19 protein-coding genes are annotated in these 20,222 nt (G+C 33.7%); 16 read left to right on the top strand and 3 right to left on the bottom strand.

Translation table 11 applies throughout. From position 1 onward, the window contains the following. Positions 1-13: 13 nt before the first annotated feature. The 6 genes from MST30_RS12165 to MST30_RS12140 all read left to right on the top strand — a co-directional run bounded on the left by MST30_RS12165 (position 14) and on the right by MST30_RS12140 (position 5,471). Positions 14-1,624 carry a class I SAM-dependent methyltransferase gene (locus tag MST30_RS12165; protein WP_243471684.1) on the top strand — a complete coding sequence of 537 codons (1,611 nt, stop codon included), beginning with the start codon at positions 14-16 and terminating at the stop codon, positions 1,622-1,624. Beyond that, positions 1,625-1,897, top strand: a complete 273-nt coding sequence (locus MST30_RS12160) for a DUF202 domain-containing protein (RefSeq protein ID WP_243471683.1) — start codon at positions 1,625-1,627, stop codon at positions 1,895-1,897. Positions 1,898-1,998: 101 nt separating this feature from the next. Further along, a complete protein-coding gene (locus tag MST30_RS12155) occupies positions 1,999-3,429 on the top strand; it encodes a hypothetical protein (RefSeq protein ID WP_243471682.1) in 1,431 nt (476 codons plus the stop codon). 69 nt (positions 3,430-3,498) lie between these two features. After that, positions 3,499-3,972 carry a hypothetical protein gene (locus tag MST30_RS12150; protein WP_243471681.1) on the top strand — a complete coding sequence of 158 codons (474 nt, stop codon included), beginning with the start codon at positions 3,499-3,501 and terminating at the stop codon, positions 3,970-3,972. A 45-nt stretch (positions 3,973-4,017) separates the two neighbouring features. Beyond that, complete coding sequence (locus MST30_RS12145) at positions 4,018-4,821, top strand: class I SAM-dependent methyltransferase (RefSeq protein ID WP_243471680.1); 804 nt, start codon at positions 4,018-4,020, stop codon at positions 4,819-4,821. Between the two features lie 80 nt (positions 4,822-4,901). Continuing rightward, positions 4,902-5,471, top strand: a complete 570-nt coding sequence (locus tag MST30_RS12140; protein WP_243471679.1) for a DUF4136 domain-containing protein — start codon at positions 4,902-4,904, stop codon at positions 5,469-5,471. On the opposite strand, the gene MST30_RS12135 is transcribed toward MST30_RS12140, so the two are convergent. Continuing rightward, on the bottom strand, positions 5,468-6,631 hold the full coding sequence (locus MST30_RS12135) for a THUMP domain-containing class I SAM-dependent RNA methyltransferase (RefSeq protein ID WP_243471678.1): 1,164 nt from the start codon (positions 6,629-6,631) through the stop codon (positions 5,468-5,470). The genes MST30_RS12140 and MST30_RS12135 overlap by 4 nt on opposite strands. A gap of 55 nt (positions 6,632-6,686) precedes the next feature. Here MST30_RS12135 and MST30_RS12130 point away from each other — a divergent pair, with 55 nt between their 5' ends. The 10 genes from MST30_RS12130 to MST30_RS12085 all read left to right on the top strand — a co-directional run bounded on the left by MST30_RS12130 (position 6,687) and on the right by MST30_RS12085 (position 18,731). Then, a complete protein-coding gene (locus MST30_RS12130; RefSeq protein WP_243471677.1) occupies positions 6,687-7,418 on the top strand; it encodes an SAM-dependent methyltransferase in 732 nt (243 codons plus the stop codon). A 1-nt stretch (position 7,419) separates the two neighbouring features. Beyond that, positions 7,420-8,094 carry a ZIP family metal transporter gene (locus MST30_RS12125; RefSeq protein ID WP_243471676.1) on the top strand — a complete coding sequence of 225 codons (675 nt, stop codon included), beginning with the start codon at positions 7,420-7,422 and terminating at the stop codon, positions 8,092-8,094. Further along, the gene (locus MST30_RS12120) at positions 8,095-8,526 is read left to right on the top strand and encodes a DUF4268 domain-containing protein (RefSeq protein ID WP_243471675.1); all 432 of its coding nucleotides are present in this window, start codon (positions 8,095-8,097) and stop codon (positions 8,524-8,526) included. It abuts the gene before it with no gap. A gap of 70 nt (positions 8,527-8,596) precedes the next feature. After that, positions 8,597-9,013 carry a hypothetical protein gene (locus MST30_RS12115; RefSeq protein WP_243471674.1) on the top strand — a complete coding sequence of 139 codons (417 nt, stop codon included), beginning with the start codon at positions 8,597-8,599 and terminating at the stop codon, positions 9,011-9,013. Positions 9,014-9,128: 115 nt separating this feature from the next. Then, entirely contained in the window at positions 9,129-10,220 is a 1,092-nt protein-coding gene (locus MST30_RS12110) for an efflux RND transporter periplasmic adaptor subunit (protein ID WP_243471673.1), read from the top strand. A 28-nt stretch (positions 10,221-10,248) separates the two neighbouring features. After that, positions 10,249-13,488: an efflux RND transporter permease subunit gene (locus MST30_RS12105; protein ID WP_243471672.1), complete on the top strand. Its 3,240-nt coding sequence runs from the start codon at positions 10,249-10,251 to the stop codon at positions 13,486-13,488. 2 nt (positions 13,489-13,490) lie between these two features. After that, positions 13,491-14,927 carry a TolC family protein gene (locus MST30_RS12100; protein ID WP_243471671.1) on the top strand — a complete coding sequence of 479 codons (1,437 nt, stop codon included), beginning with the start codon at positions 13,491-13,493 and terminating at the stop codon, positions 14,925-14,927. 183 nt (positions 14,928-15,110) lie between these two features. Next, positions 15,111-15,860: a phosphatase PAP2 family protein gene (locus MST30_RS12095; RefSeq protein WP_243471670.1), complete on the top strand. Its 750-nt coding sequence runs from the start codon at positions 15,111-15,113 to the stop codon at positions 15,858-15,860. A 109-nt stretch (positions 15,861-15,969) separates the two neighbouring features. Further along, entirely contained in the window at positions 15,970-17,712 is a 1,743-nt protein-coding gene (locus MST30_RS12090) for an APC family permease (protein ID WP_243471669.1), read from the top strand. 116 nt (positions 17,713-17,828) lie between these two features. Continuing rightward, positions 17,829-18,731, top strand: a complete 903-nt coding sequence (locus MST30_RS12085) for a TraB/GumN family protein (RefSeq protein WP_243471668.1) — start codon at positions 17,829-17,831, stop codon at positions 18,729-18,731. Positions 18,732-18,779: 48 nt separating this feature from the next. Here the strand turns inward: MST30_RS12085 and trhA are convergent, their stop codons facing one another. Both trhA and MST30_RS12075 read right to left on the bottom strand, forming a co-directional pair. After that, the gene (trhA, locus tag MST30_RS12080) at positions 18,780-19,406 is read right to left on the bottom strand and encodes a PAQR family membrane homeostasis protein TrhA (protein WP_243471667.1); all 627 of its coding nucleotides are present in this window, start codon (positions 19,404-19,406) and stop codon (positions 18,780-18,782) included. 3 nt (positions 19,407-19,409) lie between these two features. Continuing rightward, the gene (locus MST30_RS12075; protein WP_243471666.1) at positions 19,410-20,099 is read right to left on the bottom strand and encodes a DUF4294 domain-containing protein; all 690 of its coding nucleotides are present in this window, start codon (positions 20,097-20,099) and stop codon (positions 19,410-19,412) included. Positions 20,100-20,222: the final 123 nt, after the last annotated feature.

The following is a 20,222-nucleotide window of genomic DNA, read 5'->3' as shown; positions in this document are numbered from 1 at the left end:
TAATACTTCCTTCATGCTTACAAAGTCAGACAAATCTCAACTGAGAGGCATTATTTTTCGTCATTTAGATGGCATTGCTACCGCAACTTCAGCATTTGCGTTACACAAGAAACAAGTTTTAGACTATATTCTTGAAAAAAAGAGTATTACTGTAAAAACACTTTCTGATATATTTGAAGCCAATGAAGGTTACCTTAATGTAGCACTTAGAGTCTTATGTTCTCAAGGGTGGTTAAAACAAGACATTGACAACAAAGAAAATACAATAACCTACGCTGTCAATGAAAAGTCTGAATCTGCTTTCCATTTGGTACATCTTTATGAAGATGCTGTAAACCTATTACGTTATTCCGATAGATTTGCAACCGAAAAAATGATAAGTACCGATGCGTTTATTGCTTTAGAACGCATTTTTAAAAAATTTGAAGCCAATTTTGGTTTAGATATTTCAGATGAAAGTTCTATCGAATATCAAATCTACAAACACATAGAAGGTTCTATTGCAGGACCTATCATTGTGTTATTAGGTGTTAACGGATTGTTTCACAAGTATTTTATGGAAGCCTCTTTTACGGCTGAAGAATATCATAAAGATCCTGAAAGCTTTAAAAAGATTCTCGATTTTTTTGCCCATTTAGGATGGTTTAAAAAGAAACGTGACACGTATCAATTTACAGACAAAGGACTCTTTTTTGCGAAACGTGCCAGCGCTTATGGTGTAACCGTATCTTATTTACCAACCTTTTTGCAACTAGACGAACTCATTTTTGGTAATCCATTAGTACTTAAAACAGAGTCGCCAAATGATACTGAAAAACACGTACATCGCGAAATGAATGTTTGGGGAAGTGGTGGTGCTCATGCTACGTACTTCAAGGTTATCGATAAAGTTATCATCAACTTATTTAACAGACCTATAGACCTTCAACCAAAAGGCATTTTAGATATGGGTTGTGGTAACGGAGCATTTATTGAGCATATCTTTAATATTATTGAACAACAAACACTTCGTGGTAAAATGCTAGATGACCATCCACTCTTTCTCGTTGGTGCAGATTTTAATAAAGCAGCCTTAAAAGTTACCAGAGCTAATCTTATTGCAGCAGATATTTGGGCTAAAGTTATTTGGGGAGATATTGGCAGACCAGATCTTTTAGCGTCTGACCTAAAAGAAGATTACAACATAGATTTACGAGATTTACTAAACGTGAGAACTTTTTTAGACCACAATCGTATTTGGGAAGCACCCAACAAAACATACGATTTTATAAGCGCATCTACAGGAGCTTATGCAAGTGCAGGGAATCGACTAAACAACAACGATGTTGAAGCCTCTTTACTAGAACATTTAACTAAGTGGAAACCTTACGTGGATAAATTTGGTTTGTTGATTATAGAATTGCACACCATTAGCCCTTCGTTAACCGCCAAAAATATTGGCAAAACTGCTGCTACTGCTTACGATGCCACACATGGTTATAGCGACCAATATATTGTAGAAGTTGATGTGTTTAGAAATATTGCCGAAAAAGCAGGTTTAAAACCAGACGATAACCATTTTGCTAAATTTCCAGATAGCGAATTAGCAACCGTAAGTATTAATCTATTAAAAGGAACCGATTAAATGCAAGACGTAACTAAAGACGAAAACAAACCGCTAATAACTCGCGATTGGCTTGCTATAGAGCGTACAAAGCTAGCAAACGAACGCACTTTTTTGGCTTATTTTAGAACTTTCCTAGTAATCCTTGGTACTGGAGTTACCATTATAAAACTCGAATTTTTTTCGGATTTAAAATCTTATGGCATCATTCTTATCGTTATATCTGCGTTTGTTCTGAGTATCGGAGTTTACAGGCTATTCAGAGTTAGACGAACAATAAGAAAGCATTATTAATACTTATCTGCAAATAATTTTAAGTACTTAAAACGTCTTAAGGTACAATTGTTGTACTTTCGGATTTTCTTTTATAACCCATTCAATATCAACAAAAAACTATGAAAAAAATTATCCTATCGCTACTTATCACCTTGCCAATATTGTGTTCTGCGCAAAAAATTAAAGTAAAAAAAGGCATCATCACTTTTGATAAAACTGAAGTTGCTAAAGTCAATGACAATGTTAGAAACTTATATAAATTCTATACACTAGAAGGAGAAAAAGCTTTTGATGTAGAGTTCAAAGGCTTATCAGCGTCTAATCTCGAAGGGTTTCAATGGTTAGAAATGACTTCTGAAGATGGTAAGAAAACTGAAATCCCTTATGAAGTTTTAATGACTTCTTTTAGCGTAACAAGACTTATTATTAAACTTTTAAGCGACAAATACGAGCTCATAACTTCTAACGGAATAGATATGGCAAAAGTAAATGAATTCTTTGCTGTAGAGCGCGAAAAACTAAGTGACAAATACACAAAAGCTGTTGTGTCTGCGAAAGCTGATGAAGCAGAGCGCCAAAAAACAATTGGATTGTATAACCCTTTTGTAAAAGACGATGGTACTATTCTATTTGGAGGTTCTAGAGGTACAAAAATTGCTGGTAAAGTATCCTATTATCAAGATACCTATACTGTAAAAGACTTAGATGGTATAACTGTTGGTACTGCCAAAGGATGCTCTACATGTACAGATGTAGATGCAAAAACATATACAGATGAAGAATTTAAATTCGATTATGGCTCTCGCACCATGATGACTGGGCGTTTTTCAAGATCATTTGCTCAAATTTTTGTTGAAGAACTCTTAGGAAGAGGGTATCAATTGCAACACGAAGCCAAAGCTTATAAAGCAAGACTTCACAATGAACGCGTTAAAGTAGCCAAGGAAAATAGCATAAATTTATATGGTGTTGAAGGTACTGTAACAGACGAAGATGGTACAACATACAAAGGAACGATTTATGCCATTTTTGAAAAATTGGAAATAGACCCTTCTAAGCAGCAAAGCGATTATGCCGAAATGAACTCAATAGACAAATTCGGAAAGTTTGTGAGCATTACATATATGAACGACAAAAACAGAGAGCGTACCAAAAAATTTGCTGCAAGAAACAATGTGAAATTTTGTGCAAATGATGATGGTACAGAAAAATGCTTTGTTGGTATGAAAACAAAAGGAAATGCACTATTAAAAATGTCTAATGCATCTAATCTTGGTTTTGACAACTCGTATTTTTATGAAGTCATTTACGAAAATAACGGACACATGGTCTTAAGTAAGCCTGGTGAAGAAGATACTTTAGTTTTAAAGTTTTCAGATAAAAAAGAAGGCTTTATGATAGACGGTAGAAAAAATGAAAAAGTTTCTCAAAAACTAGCTAAATACATTTCAGACTGCAAAAGTTTAGCAGAGGATATTAAAAATGAAGAATTTGATCTAAGCAATCTCGATAATTTAAAGCAGATTGTTGATGAATACTGTAAAAACTAAAGGCTTATTATATAGTAAAAAACAAAGAAGGCAAATTGCCTTCTTTGTTTTTTATACTAAATTTAGCATATGAAGATAGAATCTATTGTTACCATAAAAAAAGAGCTTCAGCATTTACCAAAAGAAGATTTATTAGAATTATGTCTTCGATTAGGTAAGTTTAAAAAAGAAAACAAAGCACTACTCACCTATCTGTTATTTGAGGCACATGATGAAGATGGTTATGTTGCCAGCGTAAAAACCTCGTTAGATGAATTGTTTGATGGCATAAATACAGATAGTTATTTCTACATGAAAAAGACCATCCGAAAGATTTTGAGACAAATTAGAGTTTACAGCAGATATTCTAATGAAAAATCTACCGAAGTTGAGCTCCTACTCTACTTTTGTGAGCAGCTCAATAATCTAAAACCTTCTATTCACAGAAACAAAACACTAAGTAATCTGTACCAAAGGCAAATACTCGCCTTAAAGAAAAAAATTAGGGTGCTTCATGAAGATTTACAATACGATTATAATTTGCAATTAGAAGCGCTTCAATAGTTTTTCAATATAGTATATTTGCCACCACATTTTTATTTAAAACCAATGAACAAAGCGAAATTATCTAACCTATTAAGGCAACTGAATCTTATTTACTTTGCTGACCTTATTAGATTTCGCATTCAAAAAATTAAAAACAAAAAAGCCAACGCTCAATTTAAAAAAGAGCATCCTAATGTTGCGCTTCCACCAGATTATTTAATGTACGAGTCGTACCAGATGAATTACAAAAATTATTACAATGGTGGTCTAACTGTGGCTAAAAACCTTTCAGGATATTTCAAAAAACACATAGAATTAAAAGATAAAAACATTTTAGATTGGGGCTGCGGACCAGGTAGAATTATCAGACACATGCCAAGTGTAATTAATAATGGCTGCCAGTTCTTTGCTACAGACTACAATAAAAACTCCATTGATTGGTGTTCTAAGCATCTGCCTAATATTCAGTTTAACAAAAATGAATTGGAAGCAAAATTACCATACGAAGATAATTCTATGGATATTATTTATGGTATTTCAATTTTCACACACCTCTCAGAACAGATGCATTACAACTGGTTTAATGAGTTACTTCGTGTTTTAAAACCCAATGGTATTATGCTGTTATCCATGCATGGAGACAACTTTAAAATTAAACTTACCGAAGCAGAACTTTCTGATTACAACAAAGGTAAATTAGTCGTTAGAGGCAGTATTAAAGAAGGTCATAGAACTTATGCAGCATTTCACCCAAAAGCATTTGTAGAAGACTTATTTAAAGCCACAACAGTCTTAGAACACATGGTTCTCACTTCTGACACTAAATCTTGGGTACCACAAGACATCTGGATTATTAGAAAACCATAGCACTCTCTTAAACTTGACAATTATCATAGTATTTCTGACCTAGAATTTAGAACTTTAAGAACATTCTAAATTACTGTGTCATGAGAGTTTATTCAATAATTTCGGGATTTTTATTACTTCTACTTTTTAATTGTGCTGCTACTAGCGAAGTGGTGTACGATTACAACTTAGATGTAGACTTTAACCAATACGATACCTATGTACTCTGTATTGAAGATTTTACAGTAGAGCATCTTAACTATCCACAACTAGACAACGATATGGTAAGACAAACCATTGGTGATGCTGTGGCTGTAGAAATGGAAAATAAAGCACACAAAACCAATGTTTTGCATCCACAATTACAAGCTGGTTTCAGAATTTTAATCCGTGAAGAAACCGTAGAGTTTAAAAACTGTGAGCATTCTAAAGATTTAGAATATTGGGAAAGTTGTACCATACACGAGGAAACTTACGAAGAAGAAACACTAATCGTTTATGTTGCCGATTTTGAAACCAACAAAGTCTTATGGCATGCTTCTGTATTGTGTAAACTCAACAAACCAGACAAAAAACTTAAACCTTATATAAATGGTTTGGTAAAAGATTTGTTTGACACCTACCCAAAAACACAAGTAGGTCGTAATCCTGATGAACAAAAAGAACTTTAATCGTTTTGCTTTTTAGCTTTTCGGCTACCTTCGTACATTTCGTATTTAACTAAACGCGACTCTAGCTTGGCATTAAATACTTTTATTTTGCGAGACGGTCGTAAACCTATGTATTTTAAAGCTTCAAGATTAGACGTTACCAACCATGCATCTGTATTAGGATAACCATGCTTTAACGTGGCTCCAATATTACCATAAAACTCTTCTACATTAAGATTTTCTAAACGCTCGCCATACGGAGGATTAAATACTATATGAAGCTTAGATGTACCAGCTTTTTGGGTTTTAAAGAAATCTTCGTGCTGTATATGAATAAACTCATCTAAATGTGCATTCTTGATGTTTTCCTTTGCCTTTTTTACTGCAGAAGGTGACTTATCATAACCAATAATTTTATGATGAAAATCTCTTGTTTTCTTCAAAAGCGATTCTTCTATCTTTTCAAATAAATCTACATCCCAATCTTCCCAACGTTCAAAAGCAAATTCCTTACGCATTAAATTTGGCGGAATATTACATGCAATCATAGCAGCTTCTGCCAAAATAGTTCCACTACCACACATAGGATCCATAAAATCTGACTGGCCATCCCAACCACTCATCATAATTAGTCCTGCAGCCAAAACTTCGTTTATTGGAGCAATATTTGTCGCTGTTTTATAGCCTCGTCTATGTAAGGATTCGCCCGAAGTATCTAAAGAAATAGTACAGCGTTGACGGTCTATATGCACATTAATCTTTAAATCTGGAAAGCGTAAATCGATATTTGGTCTGTTTCCGTCTTGCTCTCTGAAACGGTCTACAATAGCATCTTTAGTTTTTAAAGCTGTGTATTTGGAATGTGTAAAAATACTGTGATGTACTGTGGCATCTACTGCCAAAGAGCCATCAGACTTTAAGTAATCTTCCCACTTAATACTTTTTACGTTGTTATATAGATCTTCCTCTCTGGCAACTCTAAAGGATTTTATAGGCTTTAATATTTTAATAGCTGTTCTAAGTCCCATATTGGCTTTGTACATAAAGCCTTTATCACCTACAAAACTTACATTTCGCACACCTTTTTCAACTTGCATTGCACCAAGTTGGGTGAGTTCTTTAGCTAATATATCTTCAAAGCCAAATAAGGTTTTGGCTACCATTTTGAAATTATTGTCCATATAACACGTCAAATAGATTGCAAATTTAAACTATTTTTGCAGGACGTAATATGTTATGACAAATTCTACAAAACAATGGTACGCGTCGTGGTTTGATACACCATACTACCATATTTTATACAAAGACAGAGATTATGCTGAAGCACAGCTTTTTATGGATAATCTCACCAATTACCTCAATATTCCAGAGGGTGGAAAAATTTTGGATTTGGCTTGTGGTAAAGGCAGACACTCTATTTATTTAAATACACTAGGTTTTGATGTTACCGGAATAGACTTATCTGAACAGAGTATAAAACACGCTAGCCAATTTAAAAATGACACGCTAAGGTTTGTTGTACACGATATGACCAAACCTTATCCAGAAACTTTTGATGCTGTTTTTAACCTATTCACTAGTTTTGGTTATTTTGAAGATGAGAGTTGTAACCTAAAAACTATTGCTTCTATTAAAGAAGAATTAAATGATTATGGCTTTGGAGTCATCGATTTTATGAACGTTAATTATGTAATCGACAACTTAGTTGCTGAGGATATAAAAACGGTTGAAGGCATAGATTTTCATCAAAAAAGAAGCATTAAAGACGGCTATATTATTAAAGATATTAGTTTTGAAATTGATGGTGAGTTATACCAATTTCAAGAACGTGTAAAAGCATTAACCTTAGTCGACTTTCAAACTTTGTTTGAAAAAGCTGGTGTCCATTTATTAGATGTTTTTGGAGATTATAAACTCGGTAAATACTACCCAAAAACATCTGAGCGTTTGATTATGATTTTTAAATAAAATGAACAAGTATCTTTTTCCCATATATGCTATAATTATTGGTGTTACCATTGCCTTTTTAACCAAAAAGCAAAAATCAATTTACACCAAATTGCTACTTTCTTTTAGTGGAGCATTTTTATTGGCACTCACACTTTTTGATTTACTCCCAGAAGTCTATGAGCATTTAGAAGCCAAAAAAACCGGTCTTTTTATAATGTGTGGTATCATGCTACAGATTATTTTAGAGTTTTTATCTAAAGGTGCTGAGCATGGTCATGTTCACATACATAAAAAAGACACTGCTTTTCCATGGTTATTGTTTATCAGCTTATGTATTCACAGTTTTTTAGAAGGCTTTCCTATCCATCAACATAACGATATGGTCTATGGTGTTTTAGTACACAAAATACCTATTGCGGCACTATTAATATCTTTTTTATTACAATCAAAGTATACAAAAGTTCAGGCTATAAGTTTTATGTTGGTATTTGCAGCAATGACACCTATAGGTACATTGGTATCTAATGCAACATCTATAGGCACTACCCTACTTATGAGTATTAACGCTTTAGTGATTGGTATCTTTTTACATATTTCTACTACAATTTTGTTTGAAACGGGAGATGGACATAAGTTTAATTTATCCAAGCTAATTGCTATTAGCTTAGGTGTATTAATTGCATACTTTATATAGATGTTTAGTAAAGAAGAAAGTCGGTTATTGCGTCAGGAATTCTGGACTAGTTTTGGAAAATCATTTCCAAGAAAGTGGTTGCTTTACAATACTAAGATTAAAGGGCTATCTTTTAAATTTCATTTCGACACAAAAAATGCTCTTATATCCTTAGATTTAGAAGACGATCTCGAAAACCGCATTAATTGCTGGGAAAAACTAGAAGCACTAAAAAACATTTTGCATACAGATTACTTACCAGATGCTATTTATGAAGAAGAATACTATTTAGATAACGGCAAAGAAATCTCGCGCATTTACCTTCCTTTAGAACAAAAAGTGTCTATACACAACAAAAACACATGGCGTGATGTTATGGAATTCTTTAACACCAACATGATGTTGTTTGAAACTTTCTTTGAAGAATACAAGGATATTATAAAAGCATCTTAAGTGATAGGATTCTTAAATTAAGATTAAAAATTACCTTTTTTTTTGTTAATGTGTTTTGATTGCAATAATTTTGACCGCTGAAATGAAATATTCTTTTAGAACATATCTGTATTTTACATTAGCATTGCTGCTGGGTTTATTATCTAGCTACAATGCAAATGCAGCTAATTCTGTTGGTCATAGTCATACTTACTCAAATGAGTATATACAAGATCAAGGCATTGGTTCATTTCAATACTTACCTATTCATCAAACGTCTGATAAGGATTACTATGCTGAAGTACCAGAAATTGATGAATCTGAGAATGAAGAGTCTACTATTAAAACAAAATCAGACTCTGATATTCTATTTGCAACTGCATTTATTAATGCACTTCTTTTCGAAAATTTTTCAAAAGAGCTAGAAAAGAGTGTTTTCCGATCACCCAATACAATAACTAGACCTAAAGAAAGGTTATTCCTCCAATTTCAGGTTTTTATAATTTGATTTATTGCATCTAAGTAGAATTAAAATTTTTACTTAGGCTGTCTTCCATACCGTATTGCATTATAAAATCGATGCAATAACATAACTACATCAAATTATAAAAATTTCAGAAAAAGTGAAAACAAAATTTATTGTAACCGTTTTTGCAGTATTACTTACACTAGCATTCACAAGCTGCGAAACAAAAAAAGAAAAACACGAAGAATCTATAACCTTTCCTGTAACAAACCCTATTCAAAAGGACACTATAATTAATCAAGAATATGTGTCTCAAATTCATGCATTTCAACATATTGAATTACGTGCTTTAGAAAAAGGCTATCTTCAAAAAATATTTGTCGATGAAGGTCAACACGTTAAAAAAGGCCAGTTATTATTTCAAATTCAACCTACCATCTATCAAGCTGAAGCACAACGAGCTGCATCTGAAGTAGAATTTGCAAAAGCAGAATATGATAATGTCAAAGCCTTGGCCAATAAAAATATAGTTTCTCAGAATGAAGCTGTTCTAGCAAAAGCAAAACTTCAAAAAGCTAATGCTGAATTACAACTCGCTCAGACACATTTAAAATTCACAGAAATACGTGCCCCTTTTGATGGTATCGTAGGGAAGTTTGAAGATGTTCGCCTAGGTAGTCTACTCGATGAAGGCGAATTATTAACGACCCTTTCTGATAATAGTAAAATGTGGGTGTATTTTAATGTTCCTGAAGCGGAATATTTAGATTATGCTATGCAAGACAAAAATTCCGAAAAAGATCATGTACATCTTAAATTAGCCAATCAGCAAATCTTTCAAGAAGAAGGCATTATAGAAACCATTGAATCCGATTTCAACAATACTACTGGTAACATAGCCTTTAGAGCAACTTTCAACAACCCAAAAGGAGTGCTTAGACATGGGCAAACCGGTAACATTCTCTGGCCAAAAGAGTTAAATAATGTTACCATGATTCCTCAAAAAGCAACATTCGAAGTTTTAGACAAAAAATTTGTTTTTCTGGTAGATGAGCAAGGGAAAATAAATTCTCAAGAGGTGAAAATTGTAGGAGAATTAGACCATATTTTTCTTGTAAGTGAAGGATTAAAATTAAATGATAATTTCCTTCTAGAGGGCTTACGCAAAGTTCAAAATGGTGACCATATTGAAGCCGAAAAAGTAGATCCTACGTCAGTCATAGAGAATTTACACTTGCATGCAGAGTAATTTCATTTTCTAACAAAAATCAGAACACATGTTTAAAAATATATTAAAACGGCCAGTTTTGGCTATAGTAGTTTCTGTAATGATTGTTTTTACAGGACTTCTTGCCATTAATCAATTGCCAATTTCACAATTTCCACAAATTGCCCCAACTACAGTAAACATTTTTGTGGCATACCCTGGATCAAGTGCTGACGTGCTTACTAAATCTACATTGATTCCCCTTGAAACTTCTATCAATGGAGTTCAAGGAATGCGTTATATAGCCTCAGATGCTACTAGTGCTGGAGAAGGAACTATTCGCATCATTTTCGAACCTGGTACAGACCCTAACCAAGCAGTAGTCCGTGTAAAAACCAGAGTCGATCAAGTTATGCCTAATTTACCACCACTGGTTCAGCGAGAAGGTGTGGTAATTACACCTGTTCAACCAAGTATGCTGTTATATGTGGATTTATACGGTGAAGACGGTAAGGACATCGATGAAAAATTTCTTTATAATTATGCTTACACAAGAATAGTTCCTGAATTACAACGTATAAACGGAATTGCTCAGGCACGAATACTAGGTTCGAGAAAATATGCCATGCGTGTATGGCTAAAACCTGACAGAATGCGTGCCTATAAAATTTCTGCCGAAGAGGTTTTAGAAGCTATGGAAGAGCAAAGCATCATTGCACGTCCTGGACGTCTAGGGCGAAGCTCAGGAAAAACAGCCCAATCACTAGAATACGTACTAACATATCAAGGTAGATATAACGAACCCGAAGAATATGAAGGCATTATCATCCGTAGGAATGAGGAAGGTGAGCTAATAAAACTCAAAGACATTGCAGAAGTAGAATTGGGAAGCGAATTTTTTGATATTTATTCTAATTTAGATGGTCGCCCTTCTTCCTCTATTGTACTTAAACAAACTCCAAGTAGTAACGGAAGTACAGTTATAGAAGATCTAAAGGAAAAACTAAAAGAACTCGAAAAAGATTTTCCCCAAGGAATAAAATACGAATATAGCTATGATGTCTCTAAATTTTTAGACGCATCTATTGAACAGGTAGTGCATACCATTCGTGATGCTTTTATTTTAGTTGCTTTAGTTGTGTTTCTATTCTTAGGTGATTGGCGCTCTACCATAATACCTATTATTGCTGTGCCTGTATCACTAATAGGTGCCTTTTTTGTGTTGCAGATGTTTGGATTATCCATCAATTTAATAACACTATTTGCACTAGTGCTTGCTATTGGTGTTGTTGTAGATGATGCTATTGTGGTTGTTGAAGCAGTTCATGCCAAAATGGAAGAAGACCCGAGTTTAACACCTTATAAAGCCACTCAAAAGGCACTAGGTGAGTTAAGTGGTGCAATTATCGCTATTACCTTAGTCATGATTTCGGTTTTTGTCCCTATTGCATTTATGGGTGGTCCGGTAGGTGTATTCTATCGACAGTTCTCCATAACCATGGCAAGTTCAATATTAATCTCAGGTATTGTAGCCTTAACACTCACGCCTGTGCTCTGTGCAATGATATTACGAAATCACCACGGCAAACGTAAAAAATCATTATTTGATAAATTTATCGATGGCTTTAACCGAATCTTTGAAAAAATTACTGGTCGATATGTTGCTGTCCTAAACAAAATCATAGCTCGTAGGATAGTAACCTTCGGAATTTTAGCAATTTTCTTAGCGGGAATTATGTATACAAATAAAATTCTACCATCGGGTTTTGTACCTAACGAAGACCAAGGGACTATTTATGCCATTATCCAAACTCCTCCAGGATCTACACTAGAGATTACCAATAGTGTTGCACAAAAATTACAGAAAATCGCTGAAGAATATGAAGATATAGAATCGGTGACCTCTTTGGCTGGTTATGAGATTATGACTGAGGGTCGTGGATCAAATGCGGGAACATGTCTTATAAATCTTAAATCTTGGTCAGAACGTAAACACAGCGTTCATGAAATAATGGAAGAATTAGAGGAAGAAACCAAAGATTTAGGTGCTATTATCGAATATTTTGAACCACCAGCAGTACCAGGTTTTGGATCCTCAGGTGGTATATCGATGCGTTTACTCGATAAGTCAGGTGGTGAAACCGACTATCAAGAATTTGATAAAATAAACCAAGAATTTCTTGCCGCTCTTAAAAAACGCAAAGAGCTCAAAGGATTGTTTACCTTTTTTGCTGCTAATTACCCTCAGTATGAGTTGGAAATTGATAATAAATCGGCAATGCAAAAGGGTGTTTCTATTGGTAAAGCTATGGAAAATCTTAACATCCTAATTGGTAGTACTTATGAGCAAGGATTCATTCGTTTTGGGCGATTCTTCAAAGTTTACACACAAGCCGCACCCGAGTACCGTAGATATCCATCAGACTTAACGTCTCTATTTGTCAAAAATGAAGATGGTGAAATGGTGCCCTATTCTTCTTTTATGAAAATAAAGAAAACACAAGGGCCAAACGAAATTACGAGATACAACTTATTCAATTCAGCAGCAATTAGAGGGTTACCAGGCGATGGCTATACTACTGGTGATGCTATTAACGCTATACGCGAAGTTGCTGAACAGGTGTTACCTCGTGGCTATGATATTGCATGGGAAGATTTATCATTTGATGAATCACAAAGAGGTAATGAAGCCATTTATATTTTTATAATTGTGTTATTCTTCGTGTATTTGGTTTTGGCTGCTCAGTACGAAAGTTTTGTATTGCCTTTAGCTGTATTGCTATCCTTACCAATCGGGATATTTGGATCCTTCGCTATGCTCAAAATGATGGGCTTAGCCAACGATGTCTATGCCCAAATAGGAATGATTATGCTAGTAGGTTTACTGGGTAAAAATGCTGTCTTGATTGTTGAGTTTGGTGTACAACGGCACAATGAAGGCGTAAATGTGTTTAACGCTGCTATTGAAGGTGCTAAAATGCGATTTAGACCTATTTTAATGACCTCTTTTGCTTTTATCGCAGGACTAATCCCATTAGTTATTGCTCATGGTGCAGGAGCTGTTGGTAACCGCACAATAGGATCTTCGGCTATGGGAGGTATGTTGCTAGGAACCTTGATAGGTGTTTTTGTAATACCTGGTTTATACTATTTCTTTGGAAAAATGATTGAAGGTAAAAACTTACTTCAAGATGAGGCACATTCGTCTTTATCTGAGGCTTATGTAAAAAGTCAAAGTTCTAATGCTACCCTATTAAAAAAGATTTCAAAATTAAATGTTCTGCTAAAAGCAGCGCGAAGAAAAAAATAAAAATGATGAAAAATTTCATAAATATAAAACATGTAATAGTCTTTTGTATTGGAGTTGTTATATGGAGTTGTAATGCTCCAAAAATTGTTTTTAAAGAATCTGAAAATACAATACCAAAACAATTTACAAACACTACTTTAGATAGTACGAGCATAGCAAAAATTAGCTGGAGAGATTACTTCAAGGATACATATTTAAATGCATTAATTGACAGTGCTCTGGTCAATAACCAAGAACTTAATATTGTATTGCAAGAAATTGAAATAAGTAAAAATGAAGTACTTGAAAAGAAAGGAGAGTATTTACCTTTTGTAGACATAGGGCTTAGTAGCGGTACAGAAAAGGCTTCGCGATTTACACGTAACGGCGCCGTGGAACACAATTTAGAAATCGATGAAGGCAAGGAATTTCCAGAGCCATTAAACGACTTTCAACTTGGACTCTCAGCTTCGTGGGAAGTTGATATTTGGCGTAAGTTACGAAATACCAAAGATGCTGCTCAACTGCGTTATCTAGCACAAACGGAAGGGAGAAACTTTTTAGTCACTCAGTTGGTTTCAGAAATTGCCGAATCTTATTACGAGTTGATGGCCTTAGATAATTTGTTGGAAATTATCAACAGAAACGTTACTATTCAAACCGAGGCCTACGAAAAAGTTAAGCAATTAAAGGAGTATGCTAAATCTAATCAATTGGTGGTTAATCGATTTAAAGCTCAATTGCTCAACACACAGAACCAACAATATGCCATTAAGCAGAAAATAGTAGAAACTGAAAATAGAATACATTTTCTCACTGGTACGTATCCGAGACAATTGAATAGAAACTCAAACTCATTTATGAATCTTAAAATAGATAGCTTGCAAGCAGGTATTCCATCTCAACTACTAGAAAATCGCCCAGATATTAGACAGGCTGAACTACAAATGGGAGCGGCAAAATTGGATGTAAAATCTGCTAAGGCTAATTTTTATCCTAGATTAGATATAAAAGCCGGATTAGGCTATCAGGCGTTTGACCCAAGCTATTTATTTAAACCTAAATCGTTATTATTTAATGCCGCTGGAGATTTAATGGCTCCATTGGTTAATAGAGCAGCAATTAAAGCCAAGTTTAACATGGCATCAGCAATGCAAATACAAACGGCGTACACCTACGAAAAAACCCTTTTGCAAGCCTACACAGATGTGTTGAATCAATTGGCAAAACTCGATAATTACACCCATAGTGTAGATACCAAATCTCAAGAAGTAAAAGTATTAGAAGAGTCGGTTGACATTGCTAATAGTTTGTTTCAATTTGCTAAAGCCGATTATGTAGAAGTTCTCCTGACCCAAGAAGAAGTCTTGGATGCCGAAATGGAATTGATAGAAACCAAGTTAAAACAAATTCATGGTAAAGTGCAACTTTACAGAGCTTTAGGTGGTGGTTGGAACTAGTTGTTTTCATTTTTTTTGATTAGTTAATTGTTTTAGCCATTCTGTAACGTATTACAGAATGGCTTTAACCCAATGTAAAAGTTAATTAAAGAATTACACTTAGTTCTCATAAAATCTACATAGCTTTATTTGAAGCTTGTTTAACGGAAGTTAAGACAAAATAATGAAAGCCATATATACCAGATGAATAGAACATTAATCCTTCTTTTTTTACTCTTTTGCATATTTAAAGCTAAAGGACAGAATACTTTAATTGATTCATTAGCAAACAAAAAAACTGTAAAATTTAAATATGAATCTCTTATAATTCCAACGGTTTTAATTGGATATGGAGTTTTTGGTCTTGAAAATCATTCATTAAAAATACTAAATGAAAGCACTCAAAATGAGTTTAATGAACATATCGATTCTAAGTTTACAATAGATGATTTTTCTCAATATAGTCCATTTTTATCGGTGTATGCGCTAAATGCTTTTGGAAACAAAGGCAAGAACAATTTTAAAGACAGAACAATTATATTAGGAACAGCTTATTTAATTATGGGTGGAACCGTAAATATTTTAAAACATACAGGCAATGTAGAAAGACCTGATGGTTCCTCAAAAAATTCGTTCCCTTCAGGACATACTGCTACAGCTTTTATGGGTGCAGAATTTTTATATCAAGAATACAAAGACGTTTCTGTTTGGTACGGGATCTCAGGTTATTTAATAGCTACTGGAACCGGAATTTTTAGAATGTATAACAACAGACATTGGTTAACCGATGTAGCAACAGGAGCTGGAATTGGAATTTTGAGTACTAAAATTGCTTATTGGCTACATCCATTTATAAAAAAATCTATTTTTAAAGACAAAGAAGTTACAAATGGCATTGCTATCCCTTTTTATAACGGAAGAGAATTTGGACTGGGTGTAACAATTACATTTTGAGAAGAAAACCTATAATTTGACAAACATCCATACTAAATGGAAAATCGTTAACTTTAATCCTAATAATGATAGTTTTAACAGACTATTGTAAATCAAAAACATAAATCACTTGAGTCAAAAACCAATAAAAAAATTAAGCGAACTAGCAGCCACAGCAATTTGTGGAAATGATATTAGCTCATCTTGTCTTTATGTTTCTGCACTGGCAATAATATACGCAGGGCAATATGCTTGGCTTGCTCTACTTATTGTTGCTGGAGTACTATTTTTATTCAGAAAAATTTATGGTGAAGTCGTAGGAGCATTACCTCTTAATGGTGGTGCATACAATGCTTTATTAAACACAACCAGTAAGTCAACAGCCTCTTTAGCTGCTACTCTCACTTTATTATCTTATATGGCAACTGCTGTAATTTCAGCGAGTGAGGCTATGCATTATGTTCATAGCATATGGCACGAAATACCTGTCATTATAACTACTATTGTCTTGTTGGCAATATTTATGGGATTAACCATTTTAGGTATAGGAGAATCTTCTAAAGTTGCTATTGTCATCTTTATAACTCACCTAGTCTCCTTAACATTATTAGCTGGGTTTTGTGGGTGGTATTTATTTCAAAATGGTTTTGATATATTTTTTGATAATTACTCACAACCTGTTGAAGGTGGTATAACACAAGCCCTATTCTTTGGTTTTGCTGCTGCTATGTTGGGGATCTCTGGTTTTGAAAGCTCTGCCAATTTTGTTGAAGAACAAAGTGATGGTGTTTTTCCTAAAACATTAAGAAATATGTGGGTTGTTGTAAGTGTATTCAATCCACTTATGGCTTTTTTAGCATTGGCAATTATTGCAATACCAGATGTGCAAACCAATCAAGAAGCATTACTTTCTTTTATGGGAGGACGTGTTGGAGGAAATTGGTTGTCTACACTCATTTCAATAGATGCTGCATTGGTGCTGAGCGGAGCTGTACTAACTTCTTATGTTGGAGTAAGTGGTTTGTTGGAAAGAATGACACTAGACCGTATTTTACCTCAATTCCTATTAAAGAAAAACAATAGAGGTAGCTCTTATCGCATAATGATAATGTTTTTCTTAATGTGTATTTCCATATTGATGATTACTAAAGGTGAATTAGGTGCTCTAGCAGGCGTTTACACCATTTCATTTTTATTGGTTATGACATTATTTGGCTTTGGTAATATCTTATTAAAATTAAGACGTTCTAAACTGCCAAGACCTATAAAAGCTTCACCCATAGCAATTATTCTTGCTATTATTGCAGTAATAACTGCAATAGTTGGAAACGCTATTATGAATCCTCCTTATCTAGGAGTTTTCTTAGAGTATTTTATACCTACGTTCCTTTTTGTATTGGTAATGCTCAATAGAACAAAGCTATTGAGAGCTATCTTAGAATTAATTAAATATTTGTTTGAACCTGTTCAAAAAGGTGTGCGAAAAATTAATCGCAATATCCTGAGGCTAATTGAAGACATTAACTCTCAAGAATTTGTGTTTTTTACTAAGGATGATGATGTTGCCACTCTAAATAAAGTAATGCTTTATATCAGTAAAAATGAACATACTAAAAAACTGAAAGTAGTTTCTGTTATAGAAGAAGGAGAAACAATTCCTGAACGACTTAAATCAGATATTGAAGTACTCGACAGGGAATATCCAGAGGTTAAAATTGAATTCATAGCATTAGAGGGAACTTTTGGCCCTGAGCTCATTAAGCAACTTTCTATCCAATGGAACATCCCAATCAACTTTATGTTCATTGGTTCTCCAGGCAACAAATTCCCTTATAAGATAGAACAATTAGGTGGCGTTCGATTAATTATATAAACTCTGAATCTAAACAACATTAAAAGACAATAGCATGTGTTTATAATCCAGAACGATTTTCTTAAATTTAAGAATCGATTTTTAATTGTTAGGAATTGAAACTATAAAAAAATCTTATGCAGCATAAAACAATCAAAGTCCTTAATTTTCTTTTTCTCATTTCGTTGTTTTCGTTTCAAATTGCAACATGTCAAAATAAAACCAAAATAGATTCTAGCTCCTCTTTTAACACCATATTGTTTAAAGTAACTTCCACAGATCATAAAAACGTTTCTTATTTATTTGGAACACATCATGCTTTTGGAAAAACGTTTTTTGACTCATTATCAAAAGCTAATCAAGCATTAAAGTCTTGCGATGTATTGATAAAGGAAAACTTGAATATTCAAGGAAAAATGGCTGAGGACATTATAAACAAAAGAACTACAGAAGTAAAGTGGAATAAATATCTAGTTAAAGAAGACCTAGCTTATGTTGAAGATCTATTTGCCAATAGTCCTACAGATTATAAAAAGATGACACCAACAGAAATGTATACATTTCTTAACCGATATTTTAAGCAACAGATATGCCTAAACAAAAATGCAAATGACACTTCTCTATCTTTAGATGATTATATAAGTTCTAAAGCTACAGAACAGGATATAGCACTTTACGGATTAGAAACTACCGAAGAACAAATAGAGCTAATTAATAAAGATGTAGAAGGAATGCCACGTAGAACACACAAAAGGAGACTCGCCAACATTATAAACAAGATTAGAACTGAAAATTCAAATTCCTGTGAAGAAACAGATTGGTATTCTCAAATGCAAATTGACTATAAGCTGGATACAACGTGTACAAATACACTTATACTTACCGACAGAAACAACAAGTGGATGACGTCTATTAGCAATATGCTAAAGCAAAAAAACTGCTTTATTGCTGTTGGTTTAAGTCATTTAATGTTCGACTGTGGCTTAATAAGCCAACTTAAAAAACTTGGTTACACCATTACACCAATAGAGGTGAAATAAAAACCATTCCAGCACTTACACCATATCCAAAATCATTAAAAAAGAATCTTAAATCACATGATTAAAAATCATAAAGAAATGGCAAATAGCACCTCCTAAAACAAATAAATGCCAGATAACATGATTATAAGGAATTCTCTGGATAGCATAAAAAACAATACCAATAGTATACGCTAAGCCACCAGCAAATAGCCACAACACACCTGTTGGTCCAATAGCATTAGAAAGGTTAGCAAAATCAAAAACAATCAGCCATCCCATTACAAGGTACAATAGTGTTGAAAAGATTTCGAACCTGCCTGTAAAAAAGAGTTTTAACACCAGTCCAAAAGCAGCAATTCCCCAAACTACCCAAAACAATGGCCAACCAAGGCTATCTCTTAATGCAATTAAAAGTACAGGAGTGTAAGTTCCGGCAATAAGCAAATAGATACTTATGTGGTCTACAATTCTAAAATTATGCTTACGCTTCTCCCCTTTTACCGCATGATAAAATGTTGATGCCAAAAACAAAATAATTAAAGAAATACCATAAACAATAACACTAAAAAGACTCCAAGGTTTAGTATTATCTGAATAAACAATAAGCAAAACTAATGCAGCAATCCCAAGAGCAGCACCAATACCATGAGACCAAGCATTAAGTTGTTCTTCTAGTTTGGTTTGTGTACGCATTAGTTATTCTGGTTTATTAGACTTCTTTTTTGGTTTAGACCATTTATTTACACAGGCATAATAGTCTATTTCAAATGCTGGCTCTTGTTTTTCTAATTGCCCATTTTGAAAGGCACGCTGTAAAATATCTTCAATTAAATAGTCTTCCTCTACTGCTAAAGGATTAAACTCTTCCTTTAAGGAAATATTAAATAATTTTGCGGTACTATTAAACCAAAAGGCACGCCAACCATTCCGCAATTCTTTAATGAGCTCAAAAGTAGTTTTGCCTGTTTGTCGGTGTATAAGCTTTACCAATATTTGCCCTTCGGTTTTTGTGAGCTTTTTTAACTCAGCCGAGAATTCATCTTCTATATACCGTTGTATTACTTTAGCATACTTCTTTTTATCACGTTTTCGCTCCAACTGATTTAAGCGCTTTTGCAAAGTTTCTAAACGCTCTGCCGCTAATTTTGCATACGGAAATACCTTGTGTGTTTTTCGTCTTAAGATTATATATCTAATACGTGCATTTCTATCTTTAAAACTAAGATTAGGAAGCATCAACACTTCATCTAATTCAACTTCAGTAACCGGAATAGAATCCCCTTCAATAATCATATAATGTACAACGGTAGAATCTTGCTCTACAGGATCTTCTTGAGCAAAAATCAACGTTGAAAACAACAAAGCTATATAGGTTATATATTTCATATTGAAATTGGTATCTAAAACCGTTCCAAAGAACAAATTTCAGGGAATTCAAAATTAACAATTATTACTTCCATTAACCCTAAATTCGTATTAATATTATTATTTTTAAGGAAAATTTTTACC

The sequence above is a fragment of the Winogradskyella sp. MH6 genome, from assembly GCF_022810765.1.
Classification (GTDB): Bacteria; Bacteroidota; Bacteroidia; order Flavobacteriales; family Flavobacteriaceae; genus Winogradskyella.
Note: the sequence above shows the minus strand (reverse complement) of the source record. Positions and strands in the feature narration are given on the sequence as shown.

What these genes read in the sequence shown, in the direction of transcription:
- MST30_RS12165 (WP_243471684.1), top strand. Translation starts at nt 14, where the DNA reads ATGCTTACAAAGTCAGACAAATCTCAACTGAGAGGCATTATTTTTCGT.
- MST30_RS12160 (WP_243471683.1), top strand. Translation starts at nt 1,625, where the DNA reads ATGCAAGACGTAACTAAAGACGAAAACAAACCGCTAATAACTCGCGAT.
- MST30_RS12155 (WP_243471682.1), top strand. Translation starts at nt 1,999, where the DNA reads ATGAAAAAAATTATCCTATCGCTACTTATCACCTTGCCAATATTGTGT.
- MST30_RS12150 (WP_243471681.1), top strand. Translation starts at nt 3,499, where the DNA reads ATGAAGATAGAATCTATTGTTACCATAAAAAAAGAGCTTCAGCATTTA.
- MST30_RS12145 (WP_243471680.1), top strand. Translation starts at nt 4,018, where the DNA reads ATGAACAAAGCGAAATTATCTAACCTATTAAGGCAACTGAATCTTATT.
- MST30_RS12140 (WP_243471679.1), top strand. Translation starts at nt 4,902, where the DNA reads ATGAGAGTTTATTCAATAATTTCGGGATTTTTATTACTTCTACTTTTT.
- MST30_RS12135 (WP_243471678.1), bottom strand. Translation starts at nt 6,631, where the DNA reads ATGGACAATAATTTCAAAATGGTAGCCAAAACCTTATTTGGCTTTGAA.
- MST30_RS12130 (WP_243471677.1), top strand. Translation starts at nt 6,687, where the DNA reads ATGACAAATTCTACAAAACAATGGTACGCGTCGTGGTTTGATACACCA.
- MST30_RS12125 (WP_243471676.1), top strand. Translation starts at nt 7,420, where the DNA reads ATGAACAAGTATCTTTTTCCCATATATGCTATAATTATTGGTGTTACC.
- MST30_RS12120 (WP_243471675.1), top strand. Translation starts at nt 8,095, where the DNA reads ATGTTTAGTAAAGAAGAAAGTCGGTTATTGCGTCAGGAATTCTGGACT.
- MST30_RS12105 (WP_243471672.1), top strand. Translation starts at nt 10,249, where the DNA reads ATGTTTAAAAATATATTAAAACGGCCAGTTTTGGCTATAGTAGTTTCT.
- MST30_RS12100 (WP_243471671.1), top strand. Translation starts at nt 13,491, where the DNA reads ATGATGAAAAATTTCATAAATATAAAACATGTAATAGTCTTTTGTATT.
- MST30_RS12095 (WP_243471670.1), top strand. Translation starts at nt 15,111, where the DNA reads ATGAATAGAACATTAATCCTTCTTTTTTTACTCTTTTGCATATTTAAA.
- MST30_RS12085 (WP_243471668.1), top strand. Translation starts at nt 17,829, where the DNA reads ATGCAGCATAAAACAATCAAAGTCCTTAATTTTCTTTTTCTCATTTCG.
- trhA (WP_243471667.1), bottom strand. Translation starts at nt 19,406, where the DNA reads ATGCGTACACAAACCAAACTAGAAGAACAACTTAATGCTTGGTCTCAT.
- MST30_RS12075 (WP_243471666.1), bottom strand. Translation starts at nt 20,099, where the DNA reads ATGAAATATATAACCTATATAGCTTTGTTGTTTTCAACGTTGATTTTT.